14 protein-coding genes are annotated in these 18,623 nt (G+C 44.6%); 10 read left to right on the top strand and 4 right to left on the bottom strand.

The genetic code is table 11. The features are described 5' to 3' along the window. Window positions 1–83: 83 nt before the first annotated feature. Window positions 84–1,475, top strand: a complete 1,392-nt coding sequence (locus R7P69_RS04445) for a 6-phospho-beta-glucosidase (protein WP_318121410.1) — start codon at window positions 84–86, stop codon at window positions 1,473–1,475. A 99-nt stretch (window positions 1,476–1,574) separates the two neighbouring features. Here R7P69_RS04445 and R7P69_RS04440 read toward each other — a convergent pair whose 3' ends face one another. Further along, window positions 1,575–3,611 (bottom strand): PhoX family protein, encoded by a 2,037-nt coding sequence (locus tag R7P69_RS04440; protein ID WP_136976325.1) that lies wholly within the window; start codon window positions 3,609–3,611, stop codon window positions 1,575–1,577. Between the two features lie 266 nt (window positions 3,612–3,877). Here R7P69_RS04440 and R7P69_RS04435 point away from each other — a divergent pair, with 266 nt between their 5' ends. Next, complete coding sequence (locus tag R7P69_RS04435) at window positions 3,878–4,216, top strand: YggL family protein (protein WP_054701928.1); 339 nt, start codon at window positions 3,878–3,880, stop codon at window positions 4,214–4,216. 1,331 nt (window positions 4,217–5,547) lie between these two features. Next, window positions 5,548–6,447 (top strand): LysR family transcriptional regulator, encoded by a 900-nt coding sequence (locus R7P69_RS04430; protein WP_005384184.1) that lies wholly within the window; start codon window positions 5,548–5,550, stop codon window positions 6,445–6,447. Here the strand turns inward: R7P69_RS04430 and R7P69_RS04425 are convergent. Next, entirely contained in the window at window positions 6,415–6,759 is a 345-nt protein-coding gene (locus tag R7P69_RS04425) for a DUF5329 family protein (RefSeq protein ID WP_025768060.1), read from the bottom strand. The genes R7P69_RS04430 and R7P69_RS04425 overlap by 33 nt on opposite strands. A gap of 95 nt (window positions 6,760–6,854) precedes the next feature. After that, a complete protein-coding gene (locus R7P69_RS04420) occupies window positions 6,855–7,868 on the bottom strand; it encodes an MBL fold metallo-hydrolase (RefSeq protein WP_044129541.1) in 1,014 nt (337 codons plus the stop codon). 155 nt (window positions 7,869–8,023) lie between these two features. Between R7P69_RS04420 and R7P69_RS04415 the strand changes: the two genes are divergently transcribed. From R7P69_RS04415 to R7P69_RS04405, 3 genes are all read left to right on the top strand, one after another. Continuing rightward, complete coding sequence (locus R7P69_RS04415; protein ID WP_025768062.1) at window positions 8,024–8,638, top strand: TetR/AcrR family transcriptional regulator; 615 nt, start codon at window positions 8,024–8,026, stop codon at window positions 8,636–8,638. 329 nt (window positions 8,639–8,967) lie between these two features. After that, the gene (gene rimK, locus R7P69_RS04410; RefSeq protein WP_005374224.1) at window positions 8,968–9,873 is read left to right on the top strand and encodes a 30S ribosomal protein S6--L-glutamate ligase; all 906 of its coding nucleotides are present in this window, start codon (window positions 8,968–8,970) and stop codon (window positions 9,871–9,873) included. A 65-nt stretch (window positions 9,874–9,938) separates the two neighbouring features. Continuing rightward, window positions 9,939–10,367: an ATP-dependent zinc protease gene (locus tag R7P69_RS04405; protein WP_005374226.1), complete on the top strand. Its 429-nt coding sequence runs from the start codon at window positions 9,939–9,941 to the stop codon at window positions 10,365–10,367. A 66-nt stretch (window positions 10,368–10,433) separates the two neighbouring features. On the opposite strand, the gene R7P69_RS04400 is transcribed toward R7P69_RS04405, so the two are convergent. Next, window positions 10,434–11,159 carry an MBL fold metallo-hydrolase gene (locus R7P69_RS04400; protein ID WP_044129549.1) on the bottom strand — a complete coding sequence of 242 codons (726 nt, stop codon included), beginning with the start codon at window positions 11,157–11,159 and terminating at the stop codon, window positions 10,434–10,436. A 323-nt stretch (window positions 11,160–11,482) separates the two neighbouring features. Here R7P69_RS04400 and speA point away from each other — a divergent pair, with 323 nt between their 5' ends. From speA to R7P69_RS04380, 4 genes are all read left to right on the top strand, one after another. After that, window positions 11,483–13,393: an arginine decarboxylase gene (gene speA, locus R7P69_RS04395; RefSeq protein WP_031778854.1), complete on the top strand. Its 1,911-nt coding sequence runs from the start codon at window positions 11,483–11,485 to the stop codon at window positions 13,391–13,393. Window position 13,394: 1 nt separating this feature from the next. Beyond that, window positions 13,395–14,315, top strand: coding sequence for an agmatinase (speB, locus tag R7P69_RS04390; protein WP_005374233.1), 921 nt, complete (start codon window positions 13,395–13,397; stop codon window positions 14,313–14,315). A gap of 409 nt (window positions 14,316–14,724) precedes the next feature. Beyond that, window positions 14,725–15,930 carry a multidrug efflux MFS transporter EmrD gene (gene emrD / locus R7P69_RS04385; protein ID WP_005374234.1) on the top strand — a complete coding sequence of 402 codons (1,206 nt, stop codon included), beginning with the start codon at window positions 14,725–14,727 and terminating at the stop codon, window positions 15,928–15,930. A gap of 311 nt (window positions 15,931–16,241) precedes the next feature. Then, window positions 16,242–18,407: a S9 family peptidase gene (locus R7P69_RS04380; RefSeq protein WP_025768064.1), complete on the top strand. Its 2,166-nt coding sequence runs from the start codon at window positions 16,242–16,244 to the stop codon at window positions 18,405–18,407. Window positions 18,408–18,623 lie beyond the last annotated feature (216 nt).

The raw sequence follows: 18,623 nt of genomic DNA, 5'->3' as shown, positions 1-18,623 counted from the left end.
CTCGATACAAGAATCCCTCCTTGACCTACACTATTCTCAAGCAAATAAAACGAATAACTTCCGAACGATAAAGAGTGAGAAACATGATTAAGTTTCCTGAACATTTTCTTTGGGGTGGTGCCATTGCTGCAAACCAAGTAGAAGGGGCGTACAACCTTGGGGGTAAAGGGTTATCGACATCAGACATGCTGCCAAACGGTATTTTGAGTCCGCATCAAACCCGTGAAGAGCGTACACCGGGTATCAAAGACGTGGCGATCGACTTCTACAATCGCTACCCAGAAGACATCGCGCTGTTCAAAGAGATGGGCTTTAACTGTCTGCGTCTCTCTTTGGCATGGAGCCGCATCTTCCCGAACGGGGACGAACTAGAACCTAACGAAGAAGGTTTGGCGTTCTACGATAAAATTTTTGACGAACTTGCCGAGCACAACATCCAACCTTTCGTGACCTTATCTCACTACGAAATGCCTTACGCACTGGTTGAAAACTATGGCGGTTGGGGCGATCGTCGCGTCATCGAATTCTTCGAACGTTATGCTCGCACAGTGCTGGAACGCTACAAAGACAAAGTGAAGCTGTGGTTAACCTTCAACGAAATCAATATGTCTCTACACGCACCATTTACTGGTGTTGGTTTGCAAGAAGGCGCCAGTGAACAAGAGATTTACCAAGCGATTCACCACCAGCTAGTCGCAAACGCAAAAGCGGTAAAACTTTGTCAGCAAATCGTACCAAACGGCAAGATTGGTAACATGCTGCTTGGCGCAATCAATTACCCATACACCTGTAACCCTGATGACGTGCTGGCAGCAATGCATGAAAACAACAAGTGGTTGTTCTTCGGTGATGTGCAAACACGTGGTCAGTACCCTGGCTACATGAAGCGTTACTTCCGTGAAAACGGTATCGAAATTCAGATGGAAGCAGGCGACTTAGAAGAAATTGCATCGGCAAGTGTCGATTTCATCTCATTCAGCTACTACGCAAGTGGCTGTGCAAGTGCAGACCCGAAACAGAAGGAAGTGGATAACATTGTCGATAGCGTACCAAACCCATATCTTGAGAAGAGCCAATGGGGTTGGTTGATCGATCCAAAGGGTCTTCGCGTTCTGCTGAACTTCCTTCACGATCGCTACCAAAAACCACTGTTTGTCGTAGAAAACGGCTTAGGTGCACGTGATGAAATCGATGAAAACGGTGAGATTCAAGATGATTACCGCATCGCTTACTTGAACGACCATCTTGTTCAAGCACACGAAGCGATTCTGGATGGCGTTGAGCTGATGGGCTTTACCAGCTGGGGGCCAATCGATTTGGTCGCAAACTCAACCGCAGAGATGAGCAAACGTTACGGCTTTATCTATGTCGATCGTCATGATGATGGGCAAGGAACGCTAGAACGTAAACGCAAGAAAAGCTTTTTCTGGTATCAAGACGTGATTCGTACTTCAGGCGGTTCATTGAAAAGCTAAGCCGGTTGTCTAGGTATAAAGTGCAACTAGGCATTCGCCTAAACCATCAAGCCCTGCAATTGCAGGGCTTGAATTTTAAGGTGTTTATTCATTTAGAGATTAAACTGCAATCTCTCCACCGTCTTCACGTCGAATAACCACTGTCGCCGCTCGTGGGCGCACAGAAACACCAGCAGGCGTTTCTTCGGCTGCATCTTCACTGTATGGCCAGTTGCCTGGGTGCTGAATATTCACAAACAATGATTTGTAATCAGGGCTGATGGTAAAGCCTGTTACTTCACAACCATTTGGTCCGACAAAGAAGCGTTTCAATTCAGCTTGATTATCCGCACCAATCACAGCTTGATCACCATTCTCATCTGTTAGCTTAGATGGCACAACAGCCAACATTTGATCATTGGTGTAAGACGTGACTTCATCTGCGCCGTTATCAGTCTGAATCCACAAAATACCACGGCCATCAAACGCTAATCCGTCTGGGCTCGCAAACTGGTTTAGCTCATTCAAGCCAGAACGGTTGGTATCTGCATCACCATTTGCTGGCGAACCGAAGACAAAGATATCCCAAGTAAAGTCAGTTGCTGAAGCACCTTCATCCCAACGAATAACATGACCAAACTTGTTATTCAAACGTGGATTCGCAGGGTTGGTTTCATCTGTACGGCGCGTATTGTTCGTCAATGTTAAATATACTGAACCCGTGAATGGATCAACCGTACACCACTCTGGTCGATCCATTGGTGTTGCCCCAACTAAATCCGCCGCACCCGCAGTATTGATGATAATTTCAGCCAGTGAATCAAAGTGATCCGCTAATGTACCACCAGCGGTTGTTACGCTATCAAGCGTTAATGGTAACCAAGTACCTGTGCTGTCTTCATTGAAGCGCGCCACATACAGTGTGCCTTCGTCCATGTACTTGTCACCCATCGCCAAGCGGTTATCAGGGTTAGCATCTGCTGGATCCCACGCTGCCGCTGATTCAAATTTGTATAGGTACTCAAAGCGAGAATCGTGACCAGAATAAAATACCACTGGTTTGCCTTCTTCAAGCTTACCGAAAGTACAGCCCTCGTGACGGAAACGACCTAGCGCAGTACGTTTCTTCGCACGTGAGTTTTGCGTGTAAGGGTCAATCTCGACAATGTAACCGTGACCATTGGCTTCATTACGGTAATCATCCATCGCACTTGCTCCTGTTGGAGCCACATTAAAGCGAGAGAACTCATCAAGACGCTCTTCTGAATTTCCTGCTAATGTCTCCCACAAGTAGCGTGTACTTTGATCATCGACACCAATGCGATCTTGCTCTTCTGTACGAGTCCCGGCATTAACAAAGTAACCTGGCCAGTTCTCTTCACACGTTAAGTACGTGCCCCACGGCGTGTAGCCGTTGCCACAGTTGTTTAACGTACCACGCGCTTGGCTGCCATCTGGCGAGAAACGAGTGACAGTAAAAGATGTGTGGGCCACCGGGCCAGACAAATCCATGACTGTCGCACCAGTATAACGACGGTTTAGTGGATCGGTATCAACCAACTTCCACATGTTGTCTTCCAGTTGAATGCGAACCACTGACACACCGTGCGCGTTAATCTCTTTGCGCACTTCATCTACAATGGTACGTACGCCATTTTCAACCGTCGGACCATTTGGATGCAGTGCTGATGTGTCGATGTACTCGTGGTTAATACATAGCAAGCCATCTGTAGTGCTATCGTTCAATGGGAAAAAATGCATGCCGTCATGGTGCATGCCTAGCGCATTTAACTGATCGGTACTGGTGTTGGTACCATCATTTTGCCATGCGCTGCCTTGCGCATTAAGTGGTGTTCCCCAAGGTACTAGTACTTGTGCGGTGTAGCCTTGTGGAATTGAAACTGCGTCAGTGAGTGAGCCAGGGATAGATTCAAAGTTAAGAACGGCTTTAGATGCGCCCGTACCACTGCTTACTGTACTCCCTGAGTCAGACGAGTTACAACCAGCCAATCCGAAAGCACCAAACGCTGTCATCGCACTGATACCTAAACCACCTTTCAGAATGCTGCGTCGAGATAGGCTCGCTTCTAATACTTCTTCAAATGGTTTGTTTTCACTTTGGTTATAACGCGTCGCGTCAAAGGTTTCCTTGCTCATTTTTACTTTCCCGATCTTATAGTTTAATTAATAAATAAGTGATTAGTTGAACGGCAAGAAGTTTGGATAAGAAAAATGACAAAAGTGCTTAAAACATATGAAACTTGTGTTTCAACAATACTGCAAACCAACCAACACAGCTAACGAAGCAATTAAATTCTGGTCACATAATCACCAACTGTATCGCTTCATTCTGATTTTACTTGGGCTAAAGTATGATAGAAGGTATAAGGTGTACGAAATCAAATCATCTACGAGAGATAATCATGAAATTAGACAAGATCGATAACAAGAGCCGTCGTATCCGTAAAAAGCTGTTCTTAGGGGAGTTCGCAATCCTAGGTTTCGAGATCAGCTGTGAAACAGACATTAACGACTTCGACCGTTACGATGCATTCGTTGATGACTTTATCGACTACATTGACGAGCTTGGTCTTTGCTTCGGTGGCGGTGGTCTAGAACTGTTTGAAGGCTTCCTATGTTCTACTAACCGTTACGGCAGTGCGACTGAAGAACAGAAAGCGCAAGTTATCAAATGGTTAGAAGCACGCCCAGAAGTGAAAAGCGCGCAAGCGGGCGAACTAGTTGACGCCAACTACCTGTAACTAAAGGGCAACCTGTAATACGCAGAGCTCAATAAATGGTAGAGAAAGCTGGTCTTAAGACTGGCTTTTTTATTTTTGGAAGAATGCGATATTAAAAATAGGGTGCTTGGGAAGTTGCGCGGAGTGATTTTGGCGTTTTTGAGCTGGCAATCAACGGGAAACTGCGTTCCACAGCCAGCTCGTGCCTTTAGGTATAATTAACTATGATTTTTTAGCTGGGGCGTCTTTCGTGTCTTTCCAGTATTGAATACGCACACGATGTAGCTGAGCTCTTCTAGTCTTTTTCATAGTAAAGTCCCTCATCTTATATAAGTAACGCTCCTCATGGAGCTTATTGTCTAAGGTCGTATCCCCTTCAATCTATAAGGGAATCAATCATTTAACCGTGACCAATTTCACAACATAATGATAATTACCGATTTCTTGCAGCCTGTTTTTACTGGCAAACGGCATATTATCTATCTGACACAGTTAACTTACTCACCAGATATGACAGAAAAATGGCAATCAAGTTCCCTACTTATACTGTCATTGAATCTTAATAAGGATTAACAAGGTGGGCATTTCAGATTTACCATACTGTTTATAAAAACCGCAAGATTTTTTATTTCTTTTCAAACAAATCTCTACTCAAGATCAATTCACTTTCATCTTTATCGTCTCCCTTTTAACGCATTGTGATCCAGTTCAATCCACAGAACTCGGAACAAAAAGCGCTCATTAATACATTCACCACCAAACTTGTGCGATATCTCTTACAAGAGTTGTAAGCAAATAGATTAACCACGTCTAAGAGCAATGCCAGAAAAAACATTAAACATATGATTTAACAGTAATATTTAAATTCACTTAAAATAATAAGTAAAAATAATTTAGAAAAGTTAATTGAGTCAAATCAGCAAAACATCAATACTCAATTTGTCGACAGGATGTTGGCGGGAACAGGAAAAAAGCCTAAAGGATTGGGTATCTTCAGGATGAAGATTTGATAGCTTAGGATGAGTTGTCAGCAAGGATGTAGTTAAGCTCTAGGATAGAGTTCGCCCGTCAGGATGATAGGCAAGAATGGACACCGCTAGGAAGGCGATGAACAAGGAACTCGGTTAAAGGACTTAGCCACAATCAAGGATAGATGCAGGGAGCACCTATTAGTAGCTGGATTGCTGCGAAAAAGAATAAGCCCCGTCTGGGAAACCAGGCGGGGTTTTATTTTGTCTGTAATGTATTGATAAAGATTCATCTTTATCGTTTAAGTCTTCTCTGTTTTCATAAAACACCGTGCTATCATTTTCTTTACGTCTCCCAACAAAGCTCTCAGAAAATCACACACTATGCTTAATCCTGTTTGGTTACATACATTTAAGACATTGATTGAAGTCGGTCATTTTACGCAAACGGCAGAAAAACTTTTTATGACTCAGCCTGGCGTCAGCCAACACATCAAAAAATTAGAGCAAAGTTGTCAGCATGCCTTGATCAAGCGCGAAAACAAAAGCTTCGAATTAACCGAACAAGGCAGGATTGTCTACGCATATGCGCTCGAGTTAGAAGATAGAGAGAAGAAGCTGCTCGAAGAGCTCAGTTTTGATGATGCGTTTTCAGGCCACTGTAAACTGGCTTGTTCTGGTGCAATGGCGTTAATGTTGTATGGGCCCATTTTGGAGAAGCAAAAACAGCACCCGAGCTTATCGTTACATTTAGAAGCCGCGCCAAATCAATCTATTCTCAACGCCATAACGCAAGGGCACATCGATATTGGTATCGTGACTGATGTTCCCAACAAAGGTCTGTTTCACAGTGAGCGAATTGGTAAAGAGAGGTTGTGCTTGGTTCTGCCAAAGCATTATCAAAATAAGCAGATAACGCCACAACTCTTGCATGACTGTGGTGTAATTAGCCACCCTGATGCCGAGCATTACATGACGCTGTTTTTTGACCAGTGTGAAGAACCACAGCTCCAAGAAATTAAGATGAGCGATTTACCATTATCCGGCTACGTAAATCAATTGAGCCAAATTTTGCTACCTGTCAGCAAAGGACTTGGCTTCACCGTGCTGCCTCAAAGTGCGGTCGACAATTTTCCGCTAAAAGACACGTTACACATTGCTCAATTGAAAAACACTGTATGTGAAGAGCTATTTCTAGTTCGTAAGCGCAGTCGTGCTCTACCTCTGCGCTATCAGACCATCAAAGAAGTGTTATTGGATGTGATCGGTGGTGCGCATCAATGATGTTAGCCACTCTTCGCTGGTAATGCGTTTGTCTTGGCAATCCACCCAATATGGTTTGCCAGATAACCAGCTCTTTGACGCGACCTCTTTTATAAACACATCCACGGAATCAACGTCATCTTTGGCGTAATCCCATTTATTGCGCATGTGTTCTGCCGCTTCTTGATTAGTGTACGCCTTGCCGTTGCGGATAAAGGTGCAAGAGGATTGCTCAACTCGTTTTATCAACGTCGAGATATCTTGCTCTACCCCTGCTAGTGCAAAGGTAGGCAGAATGCTTAATGTAAGTAACAACGTCCACTTTGCTTTCATCGCACCTTTATCCTTATCCCTGACCACATAACTACTAATAGTAACTACTGATAAGTGACTTAACTATTCTGGTGTTTGACTGTTTAGCTCAGCAATTATTGCCACCATGCCTGAGCAGGCTGAGGCTCCGCAATCGCCAAGCGTTGACCAATCTCAGGGCTCACTAACGTTACACCGCGCTCTTCACTAATATCTAACGCGCGTTGCATTGGCTCATTCCAATCGTGCATTGATAAATCAAACGTGCTGTTATGGATCGGCATCATCACTTTGCCCTGCACATCGATGTGTGCTTGAACGCTTTGCTCTGGGAACATGTGAATGTCTGACCAGAGTTCATTGTACGCACCTGTTTCAATCATGGTGAAGTCAAACGGGCCGTACTTTTCGCCAATCTCTTTAAAGCCATTGAAGTAACCAGAGTCACCACTGAAGAACACTTTGTGTTGTTGTGCATTGATAACCCAACTGCCCCACAGCGTCGTATCGCGGTCTGTCAAACCTCGACCAGAGAAATGCTGAGTCGGAGTTAGTGTATATTCAATGCCGTCAACAGAGTGTGACTCCCACCAGTCTAGTTCGATCACTTTCTCTTTGGGTACACCCCAATTCACCAGTAATTGGCCAACTTTTAACGGCACCAAGAAAGTGCCCACCTTGTCGCCTAGCACTTTAATAGAAGCTTTATCTAGGTGATCGTAATGGTCATGACTGATCACCACCACATCGATAGTTGGCAAATCTTCTATCGTGATGGGAGTTTTGTGAAAACGTTTTGGCCCAGCCCATTTCACAGGAGACGCGCGATCACTGAATACAGGATCGGTCATCACCAGTTTTCCATCGAGCTTCATTAATACGCTTGAGTGACCCAGACGATAGATGACGTCATCGTGCTCTTCTAACAGTTGCCGCGCTGTGATCGCATGCACTGGAATTTCAATCGTTGGTGTTGGGTTAAGGCGCTCAGTCGTAAAATACGCTTTCATGATTTCGAACATGTCGCCCAAACCGCTTTTGTATTCCAACTCTGTATTTGCAAATTTGTCCGGGTATGTTGGCGCTTTTTCAGTATCAACATTAGAACAAGAAATCATTGATGTACCCATCGCGAACGCTCCTACTGTGGCTAGCAAAGTTTTTTTCATAAAAAGTTAACCCGAACAAAAGTAAACTACACGGTGCAGTTTACATTCTAATTATCAAAAGTAAACTACTTAGTGTAAAATAGATCAAGAAACGATCTTCTTAACTTAGCAAGCTTATGAATGTAAAAAGAAAAAGTCGTAGCGAAACCAAAAGAGAAGCCATCTTGTGCGCGGCAAGGCAAGCGTTCCAAGAGTTTGGGGTGCAAAACACCAGCATGGATAAGCTCTCTGCAATCGCACAAGTCTCTAAGCGCACGGTCTATAATCACTTCCCTTCTAAGGAAGCGATCGTGACGGAGTTGCTGACTGAGCTTTGGCGTTCGTCAATGATGGAAAGCGATATTAAACGCTTGGCCACTCTGCCACTCAAAGATCAATTGATTGAATTACTCTACAGCGAGATCATTGTGGTAACGGAACCAAACTATATTGAGCTGGCAAAAGTGGCATTTGGGCACTTCTTATTTAAGCCGGAAGATCTCAAAGAACAAGCAGAACAAATGTCGAAACAGGAAACCGCCCTGTACCGCTGGCTTACTGAGAAATCGAACAGTGGCGCTTTGCAAATTGATGATGTACATATAGCAAGCACTCAATTGCACAACTTACTTAAAGGCAGTGCATTCTGGCCGCAGTTAATGGGAATTCGCCCCTCTTTGTCGAATGAAGAATCTAGGCTGTTAGCTACCCAAACGGCGGAACTTTTTTTAAGTCACTATCAAAACAGCTAAAAACAGCGGTCAAATTGGCCGCTTTTTTAAGCGATAATTCGTGACAAAGCGATGAAATTTTTGCTCAATTTTATTTATCTCACCCTTGACAGTCTCATACCGCAAGGCGTGAGCGTTCGATAAAATATTTTTGTCGTGTCGACGATGCTTTTTCGTTTTCATCTCACAAAAAAACGCCCTAAGGTGCGCACCTCTGACGACGTGGTTGTTCAACCACAATTCTAAATCGTTGAAGTAAGTAGGTTATGTCATAACATGATCACCTGCCTACTGCATTCTATGCTCTATACTTATATTTTAATTTGGTACTGACTTACTAAGGAATTGCCATGCGTATTGCTATTCTCTCTCGTAATGAGAATTTATATTCAACCATGCGCCTAAAACAGGCGGGTGAAGAACGTGGGCATCAAATCGATGTGATCGACACGCTTCACTGTTATATGGACATTACGAGCAACAACCCTAAGATCCGCTACAAGGGTGAAGAATTACCGCAATACGATGCTGTTATTCCGCGTATTGGGGCATCTATTACGTTTTACGGCACTGCTGTTGTACGTCAGTTTGAAATGATGGGTACATTTTGTGTCAACGAATCTGTCGCGATCAGCCGCTCTCGTGACAAGTTGCGCTCATTACAACTGCTATCACGTAAAGGCATCGGTTTGCCACGCACTGGCTTTGCTCACCATCCTGACAACATTCAGGACGTGATCAAAAACGTTGGTGGCGCACCTCTAGTGATTAAATTGCTAGAAGGCACTCAAGGCATTGGTGTTGTACTTGCTGAAACAAATAAAGCGGCAGAAAGCGTGATTGAAGCTTTCATGGGTTTGAAAGCAAACATCATGGTGCAAGAATTTATCGAAGAAGCAAAAGGCGCGGACATCCGTTGTTTTGTTGTCGGAAATAAAGTAATCGCCGCAATGAAGCGCCAAGCAAAAGAAGGCGAGTTCCGTTCTAACCTTCACCGTGGCGGCTCTGCACAACTCGTACGTTTGAGCAAAGAAGAGCGTGCGACCGCTGTAAATGCTGCGAAAGTGATGGGCTTGAACCTTTGTGGTGTGGATATCCTTCAATCTAAAAATGGCCCAGTGGTAATGGAAGTGAACTCTTCCCCTGGTCTAGAAGGCATCGAACTAGCAACGGGTAAAAACATTGCAGGTATGATCTTCGATTTTATCGAGAAAAACGCTAAGCCAAATTCAAACCGTACTCGCGGTAAAGGTTGATTTTTGTTTAACGCACAAGAGAGCCAAAAATCGGCTCTCTTGTTACTCGTCGCTAGGATGACACTATGAATCAGAAAATGATCATTGGGAATGCCGAAGCTATTTGCTTGCCAGAGTTAGGGATTACTCACCTTGAAGCGCGTATTGATACAGGCGCTCAAACCTCTTCATTACATGTAGACAATATTGATTGCTTTGAAAAAGATGGTCAGTCTTATGTTGCATTCGATCTACACCCAGATGTATACCATTTAGAGCAAGTGGTTCGCTGCACAGCGAAACTAAAAGCAAACCGTAAGGTTAAATCTTCTAACGGTACTTTTGAGCACCGCTGCGTGATCACAACGATACTGCGTATGGGCGACCAACAATGGCCAATCGACATTACGTTGACTAACCGTGAAAAAATGACTTACATGATGTTGTTAGGTCGTCAGGGCATGGCAGACAAAGTGCTCGTTGATCCTAGCCAATCTCACTTATTGGCATCTTAACCCCGTAGCTTCAGATGAGTGATCGAACGTTTTTGTTGAGCATCACTCGTCTGGCTTTATCCTCGCCTACTTCCTACGAAATAACGCAAACAACAATCCCTTCGCTTTAACTTTTGTCACTCGCCAGTGCGTCATTGGCTTAGTCGGCGCTGTATTCAAAATGTGCTGATACGCTTTTTCATCCAAAGTCACCTCTCCCCCATGTGCCAAAAGCAAACATTGCGGATTCATCTCAAACACACGCTTTAATGATTGCCGATATTGATTCGGATGAAATATGGGAAACGGCGCAATCAGATGCTTTTTCACCTGCACCATTAAATCCGCCACATACAACACATCTTGTTCAGAATGATAAACCGACAGATCTCGGTCGGTATGCCCTAGCGTTTCTAGCACCTGCCAATCATCAAATCCAGGAATAAACTGTCCATCAATAAGTTCAATATCTGGCTTTAGCTTGCGGGAATACCACAGGTTTTGCTTTGGTTTACGCATCCGATTCGCCATCCAGCGTGCTAACATCAAATCGGTCAAATGCATTAGCCAACCGTCTACACCGCTATACCACTGGTTCTCTCGCTTTGCGGCCAATAGCTTGCATCCTGTTAAATCACGTAGTTTGTGCGCACCACCAGCATGGTCTGGATGCATGTGGGTCACAACAACCAACTTTAGGTCAGAAAAAGGACGATGGAGTTGATGTTCAATAAAGTCTTTAAGATGAGGGATGTCTGCTCGACTGGCACCATCAAGCAACAATAATTTATCGGGATATTCGGCGAGATACATGGTCTGAATGTACCCCTGAATTCTGTGCAGCTGCAAAATATGTCCTTATTTTAGTGAGATGCTTCATGACCGAATCCTTACTGGTCAGACCAACTATAACAGCAGAATGGACGCTTCGGTAAACAAATATTCACACGTAGCGACGACAACAAATCATAATCGAGATGATAGATTTTAATCATTAGACTCAAGGGCCCTTTTATCCGTTAATGCGCGCACACGGAGTTCGTGTCAGGGTATGAGGTAAATACCTCATGATTTGCTTTTTTGTACTTTTCCTTCTAATTAATTAAGGAGTTAAGTACATTTTTGTGAGAATCGAGTTGGAAAAAGCAACTAAATTAGACCGCATCCGCGCGGACTACAACGTTCACTACTGGAGCCAAGGTTTCTACGGCATTGATGACCAAGGCGAAGTATATGTATCACCACGTAGTGATCGTGCACATCAAATCCCTTTCAGCGCTATTGTAAATGAGCTAGAAGCGAAGCAGTTAAATCTGCCTGTATTAGTACGCTTCCCGCAAATCGTGCACCAACGTGTGCATGGTATTTGCCACGCATTCAACCAAGCAATTGAAGAATACCAATATCCAAACAAATACTTGTTGGTGTACCCAATTAAAGTAAACCAACAACGTGAAGTGGTGGATGAAATTCTAGCGAGCCAAGCTCAACTAGAAACCAAGCAGCTTGGTCTTGAAGCGGGTAGCAAGCCAGAATTGTTGGCGGTACTTGCATTGGCTCAACAAGGTAGCTCCGTGATCGTGTGTAATGGCTACAAAGACCGTGAGTATGTGCGTCTTGCACTGATCGGTGAAAAGCTGGGTCACAAGGTATTCATCGTATTAGAGAAGCTTTCTGAGCTGGATCTGGTACTAGAAGAAGCGAAAAGTTTGGGCGTAAAACCGCGCCTTGGTTTACGCATTCGCCTCGCCTCTCAAGGCGCAGGGAAATGGCAAGCAAGTGGCGGTGAAAAATCGAAGTTTGGTTTATCAGCATCGCAAGTGCTTAGCGTTATTGAACGTCTTAAACGCGAAGGCAACCTAGACGCGATGCAACTGGTTCACTTCCACCTTGGTTCACAGATGGCAAACATCCGTGATGTACGCAATGGTGTGAACGAGTCTGCACGTTTCTACTGCGAGCTACGCGCACTCGGTGCAAACATCGAGTACTTCGATGTGGGCGGCGGCTTGGCAGTGGATTATGACGGCACACGCAGCCAATCATCGAATTCGATGAACTACGGACTTGCAGAATACGCACGTAATATCGTCAACACTGTGGGCGATGTGTGTCTGCAATACGAACAACCAATGCCAGTGATCATTTCGGAATCGGGTCGCTCGCTAACAGCGCACCACGCTGTATTGATTTCTAACGTAATTGGTACCGAGTCGTACCTACCGGAAGAAGTACATGAGCTTGATGAGGACGCTCCGCTGTTGCTACAAAACATGTGGCGAAACTGGGAAAACTTACAAGATGGTACAGACGCTCGTGCGTTAATTGAGATTTACAATGATACCCAAAGTGATTTGGCAGAAGTGCACTCTCAATTTGCTACAGGCGTGCTTAACTTGGAACAACGTGCGTGGGCAGAACAATTGTCACTGCGCATTTACTTCGAATTAAGCCGCAAGATGAGCACTAAGAATCGCTTCCACCGTCCGATTCTGGACGAGTTGAGCGAACGTCTTGCGGATAAGTTCTTCGTGAACTTCTCTCTCTTCCAATCTCTACCAGATGCTTGGGGTATTGATCAGGTGTTCCCTGTTCTGCCACTTTCTGGTCTGGGCGAGGCGGAAGAGCGTCGTGCAGTGATGTTGGACATCACATGTGACTCTGATGGCGCGATCGATCACTACGTTGATGGTCAAGGCATCGAGAGCACGCTACCTGTACCAGCTTGGAGCAAAGACAAACCGTACTTAATGGGCTTTTTCCTAGTAGGCGCATACCAAGAAATCCTTGGTGACATGCACAACCTATTTGGTGATACCCACAGTGCTGTAGTCAATGTTGATGAACACGGTCAATTTGAGATCAGTTACATCAACGAAGGTGATAGTGTAGAAGACATGATGCGCTACGTTCATATCGACGTGGATGCGATTCGTGACAATTATAAACAATTGGTTTCACAGCGAGTTGAAGCCAATGAACAAGCACAAATCCTAGCAGAACTAGAACAAGGTCTAGCAGGATACACCTATTTAGAGGACTTCTGATATGAATGATTTGTTTACTAAAACTGATTATTCGCTTTACTCCAACTCTATGTCGTTTTTACGTCTGCCGTACATTCGTAACCCGGTATCGGCAGACGCAGACGTTGTGGTGTTGGGAGTCCCTCTGGACATGGCAACATCTGGGCGTCCAGGTGCGCGTATGGGTCCAGATGCAATTCGCCGTGCCTCAGTCAACTTGGCATGGGAAGGTAAGAAGTTCCCGTGGAGCTTCAACGTATTGGATAAACTGAAAGTGATCGACGCAGGTGATCTCGTGTTCGATTGCGGTGATGCGGAAGATTTTACTTACCGCCTTGAAGCGGCAACCAGTGAAATTCTAAAAAGTGGTAAAACCATGTTGGGATTGGGCGGTGACCACTTCATCACGCTACCTATCCTACGTGCCTATGCGAAGCATCATGGCCAAATGGCTTTGATTCACTTTGATGCTCATACGGACACCTATGCAAATGGCAGTTCATACGACCACGGTACGATGTTCTACCATGCGCCGAAAGAAGGTTTGATCTCAGCAAAGAACTCAATACAAATTGGCATTCGTACGGAGTACAAACAGCAAGATCACGGCTTCAATGTGATTAATGCGATGCAAGCGAATGACATGTCGGTGAACGAGATCCTAGAAGAAATTCGTCGCACCGTCGCAGACAAGCCAGTATATGTCACTTTTGACATCGACTGCTTAGACCCGGCCTTCGCACCGGGAACTGGTACACCAGTTTGTGGTGGCTTGAACTCAGACAAAGCGCTGAAAATTATTCGTGGTTTAGCCGGCATGAATATCGTGGGTATGGATGTTGTCGAAGTATCGCCTCCATACGACCACAGTGATGTTACCGCACTAGCGGGAGCAACCATCGCACTAGAAATGCTTTACGCATACGCATCTGAGCGCGAATAGACATAATCATTTCTAAGGGAGCTTCGGCTCCCTTTTCTTTCTGATGCCTTCCTCTACCTTTTATTCACTCGTTTCATCTTGAACTCACCTCAACCGATCAGACGCTTTATTTTTGCACTTTAACCATTAAAACCAGTTACCTATAAGGCTCATTCTATTCACGAAAAGCAAAAGATTTAACGTAAATAGACAAAGAAATGCACCTCTTTTTGAAAACAAAATCGGATTAGTTTTTCTAATTGAAATCATAGATTTTTATCTTGCTCGACTTCACACTTTTCGATTGCTAATTATACAAGCAAGCACTATTATCTCGCGCAAATATCCCCGCAACACAAGAAGTCAGTTGGCACTCTATAAAAGAGCGCTAAGGGTTTTTACGTCTTAAACTTTTTGGAGAGATACGCAAATGTCTGCTTCGTTTCCATTAGCGAAACTTACCTTTTTAATCGCTATATTGACTGCCGTGGGTCAAATGACCCAGACAATGTACGTGCCTTCAATCGGTCATATGGCGGGCGAGTTTTTGGTATCTGCGTCATCACTTCAAGCTGTGATGGCTTGTTACCTAATCCCATATGGCTTGTCGCAATTTGCGTATGGCACACTATCGGACCGCTTGGGACGCAAACCGATCATCATCGTCGGGCTGCTTATCTACATCGCGGGTACACTGGTAGCATTATTTGCACATCAATTTGAATGGTTCTTGATTGGTAGCTTTATCCAAGGCTTAGGTATTGGCTGCGGCGGTGCGATGTCACGCACTCTGACTCGCGATTGCTTTGAAGGCTCTGATCTACACAGAGCAAACAGCTTAATTAGCATGTGTGTGATTTTCTCACCATTAATGGCACCAGTATTAGGCGGTTACCTAACAGAAGCTTTCGGATGGCGGTCGAGCTACTTGTTCTTAGCGCTATTTGCTATCGCGGTTGTGATCACCATGATGACAAGCATGATGGAGACGCTACCAAAAGAGAAACGCAAATTCGAACCAGTAGCCAAAAGCTACAAACACGTTTTGTCTGACCGTCGCTTTCAAGGCTTTTTGATTTGCCTGGTTGCAACATTCGCTGGTGTGGGTGTATTCGAAGCAGCGGCTGGGGTGTTGTTGGGTGGGGTATTAGAATTACCTGCAACAACGGTAAGTTTGCTGTTTATATTGCCGATCCCAGGTTACTTGGTGGGCGCAGGCTTATCTAGCTACATCGCAAGACGTCGCTCTGAGCGTCGTGCTTTAAACGTAGGCTTGGTCTCTATTTTTGTAGGCTCTGCTATTGTGCTCATCCCAGGCTTGTTTGGTTTAACCACGGCATTAACGCTAGTTGGAGGCGCAACCGTGTACTTTTTGGGTGCGGGCATTCTCTTCCCAGCAGCAACAACTGGAGCGATTGCGCCATTCCCATACCATGCAGGAACAGCAGGCGCGACATTGGGTGGCATGCAAAACTTGGGGGCAGGTGTCGCAACTTTGCTCGCGTCACTATTTCCAGCGCATAACCAGATGCCTTTGGGCATTTTGATGATGGCAATGTCGGTAATTGCAATGCTTGGGCTAATGTGGGTGAATCGAGCACACAATCACTCAAACGAAGTACCGCAAGTTATCTGATCATTATCAGCTTACTTTCAAAATCCAAAAGGGACACACTCAACAAGTGTGTCCCTTTTTTCATATCACACTATATCGATTTCCCGATGAGAATGATTTAACTTTCGAATTGATATTTGTTAAAAATAACAGCTGCTTACACAATGTGTTTTCAGCTCCCTTCAAATTGAGTATCCAACTCGGAAATATTGAGGATTCTCACTTTTTCGGTATACCCCATAACAAAGAATGGACAACTGAAAACCACTGACAAAATGAAAGCCCAGCCCTCAGGATGAGGCCACTTGGGTGTACAATAAGGATAAAATCAGATGCGTTTCACTTTAGCTACGTTGGCCGTCTCGGTCGCGCTTGTCGCCGGATGCAGCAATCAAGGAATCCCCAGCATGACTCAATACTCCCAAACACAGATCGTTGCTCAACAAACTCAAGCTCCGGTTGCGAAAAAAGTCCCTCACTCGATGACTATTCATGGCGATACCCGCGTTGATAACTACTACTGGATGCGTGACGACGAACGTAAAGACCCTGAAATTTTACAGCACCTAGAGAAAGAAAATCAGTACGCAGAAACCGTTCTAAAGCACACTGAAACACTTCAAGATACGCTATTTGAAGAAATTAAAGGGCGCATCGCAAAAGACGACAACTCAGTACCGGTTCGTAAAGGCAACTACTTCTACTCCAGTGAAGTGACCGGAGATAACGAGTACGAAGTCCATTTGCGAGCTAAAGGCTTTGCAGGCAAAGACAAACAAATCATTTTAGATGTCAATGAACTAGCAAAAGAACATGAATTTTTCAGTATCGGCGGCCTATACGTTAGTCCGAATGAAAACTTATTGGCGTATGGCGAAGACACATTAAGCCGCCGCGTGTACACCCTTAAGATCAAAGACCTGACAACAGGCAATTACCTACAAGATGAAATCGAAGGGGCCTCAAGCGCTGTCGCATGGCAGAACGATAACAACGCCTTTTACTACATCAAAAAAGATCCACAGACCTTATTGGGCTACCAAGTTTATCGTCATGTATTGGGCACACCACAAAGCAGCGATGAGCTGATTTTTGAGGAAACCGACAGCGCCTATTACACCTCACTAAGCAAAAGCAAAGATGGCGAAGATATTTATATCTGGCATTCGAGTACAGAAACCAGTGGGGTCTCTATCATTGATGCGAACAACCCTAAAGCAAAGGCGAAACCGTTCTATCCTCGTGAAGATGGCATTGAATACAGTATTTCTAAGCTAGGCGATTGGTATTACATTTATACTAACTATCAAGCCGTCAACTTCCGTTTGATGAAAGTTCATCAAAATGACATGCATGACCGCTCTAAATGGCAAGATGTGATTGCCGCAGACGACAACACTCAACTTGTCGACTTCGAGTTATTCGATGATCACATCGTCTATGAGCAGCGCTCTAACGGCCTAGCAAGCGTCACTGTACGTCAGCTTTCAACAGGAAAAGAATTCCCCCTCACATTTAATGACGATGCGTTTGCTGCCTATTTGACAGGTAACCTAGAGCTGGATAACGAAAAAGTTCGTATTTATTACAGCAGTTTAACCACTCCAGGAACCTACTACGATTTCGATCTAAAAACGGGCGGGTCAGAAATCATGAAGCAAACACCTGTACTTGGTGATTTTAATCCTGACAATTACCAATCAGAACGCATCATGGTCACAGCCCGTGACGGTAAAGAAGTACCCGTTTCTTTGGTGTATCGTAAAGACTTATTTAAGAAAGATGGTACGAATCCACTCTACCAATATGGTTATGGATCTTATGGCGCAACCATTGAGCCAACTTTCCGCTCGACACGTTTGAGTCTATTGGATCGCGGCTTTGTTTACGCCATTGCTCATATTCGTGGATCTGAAATGCTTGGCCGCCCTTGGTATGAAGACGGTAAAAAACTAACCAAGCAAAACACATTCAACGACTTTATTGATGTGACTAAAGGTTTGGTTGAACAAGGCTATGGCGCGAAAGATAAAGTCTTCGCTGTTGGTGGCTCTGCAGGAGGCCTCTTAATGGGGGCTATCATCAACCAAGCACCAGAACTGTATCGCGGTATCGGCGCTCATGTTCCGTTTGTGGACGTGGTAACCACTATGCTCGATGAATCAATTCCATTGACCACCAACGAGTATGATGAATGGGGTAACCCAAATAACAAAACATACTATGACTATATGTTGAGTTACTCGCCTTACGACAACATCAAGGCGCAAAACTACCCGAACATGTTGGTAACGACTGGCTTGCACGACTCTCAAGTACAGTACTTTGAACCAATGAAGTGGGTCGCCAAACTTCGTGAAATGAAGACAGACGATAACGTCTTGTTGTTCAAAACCGATATGGAAGCCGGACACGGCGGCGCATCTGGTCGATTTAAGCGCTTAAAAGAAGATGCGCTAGAGTATACCTTCTTCCTCGATTTACTCGATAAAAAATAAGCGTATTAATAGAACTGCATCTCTTCTAACAACAAAAATGCCCGCAAGTTGCGGGCATTTTTTATAGACGCACTCTCTAAACAAAGAGTGGGGTTACCTAAGCACAGAATGACTAGCGTCTCTTATAGCCAAAGGATAGCAGAAAGAAAAACGCCTACTCACAACGAGTAGGCGTTAACACAATAAATGTGTTTAGGCAGTAGAAACTGGCCTATT

Source organism: Vibrio sp. 661, from assembly GCF_033339315.1.
Lineage (GTDB): Bacteria > Pseudomonadota > Gammaproteobacteria > Enterobacterales > Vibrionaceae > Vibrio > Vibrio alginolyticus.
The sequence above is the reverse complement of the archived record's forward strand: the minus strand, read 5'-3'. Positions and strand labels throughout refer to the sequence as shown.

What these genes read in the sequence shown, in the direction of transcription:
- R7P69_RS04445 (WP_318121410.1), top strand. Translation starts at nt 84, where the DNA reads ATGATTAAGTTTCCTGAACATTTTCTTTGGGGTGGTGCCATTGCTGCA.
- R7P69_RS04440 (WP_136976325.1), bottom strand. Translation starts at nt 3,611, where the DNA reads ATGAGCAAGGAAACCTTTGACGCGACGCGTTATAACCAAAGTGAAAAC.
- R7P69_RS04435 (WP_054701928.1), top strand. Translation starts at nt 3,878, where the DNA reads ATGAAATTAGACAAGATCGATAACAAGAGCCGTCGTATCCGTAAAAAG.
- R7P69_RS04430 (WP_005384184.1), top strand. Translation starts at nt 5,548, where the DNA reads ATGCTTAATCCTGTTTGGTTACATACATTTAAGACATTGATTGAAGTC.
- R7P69_RS04425 (WP_025768060.1), bottom strand. Translation starts at nt 6,759, where the DNA reads ATGAAAGCAAAGTGGACGTTGTTACTTACATTAAGCATTCTGCCTACC.
- R7P69_RS04420 (WP_044129541.1), bottom strand. Translation starts at nt 7,868, where the DNA reads ATGGGTACATCAATGATTTCTTGTTCTAATGTTGATACTGAAAAAGCG.
- R7P69_RS04415 (WP_025768062.1), top strand. Translation starts at nt 8,024, where the DNA reads ATGAATGTAAAAAGAAAAAGTCGTAGCGAAACCAAAAGAGAAGCCATC.
- rimK (WP_005374224.1), top strand. Translation starts at nt 8,968, where the DNA reads ATGCGTATTGCTATTCTCTCTCGTAATGAGAATTTATATTCAACCATG.
- R7P69_RS04405 (WP_005374226.1), top strand. Translation starts at nt 9,939, where the DNA reads ATGAATCAGAAAATGATCATTGGGAATGCCGAAGCTATTTGCTTGCCA.
- R7P69_RS04400 (WP_044129549.1), bottom strand. Translation starts at nt 11,159, where the DNA reads ATGTATCTCGCCGAATATCCCGATAAATTATTGTTGCTTGATGGTGCC.
- speB (WP_005374233.1), top strand. Translation starts at nt 13,395, where the DNA reads ATGAATGATTTGTTTACTAAAACTGATTATTCGCTTTACTCCAACTCT.
- emrD (WP_005374234.1), top strand. Translation starts at nt 14,725, where the DNA reads ATGTCTGCTTCGTTTCCATTAGCGAAACTTACCTTTTTAATCGCTATA.
- R7P69_RS04380 (WP_025768064.1), top strand. Translation starts at nt 16,242, where the DNA reads ATGCGTTTCACTTTAGCTACGTTGGCCGTCTCGGTCGCGCTTGTCGCC.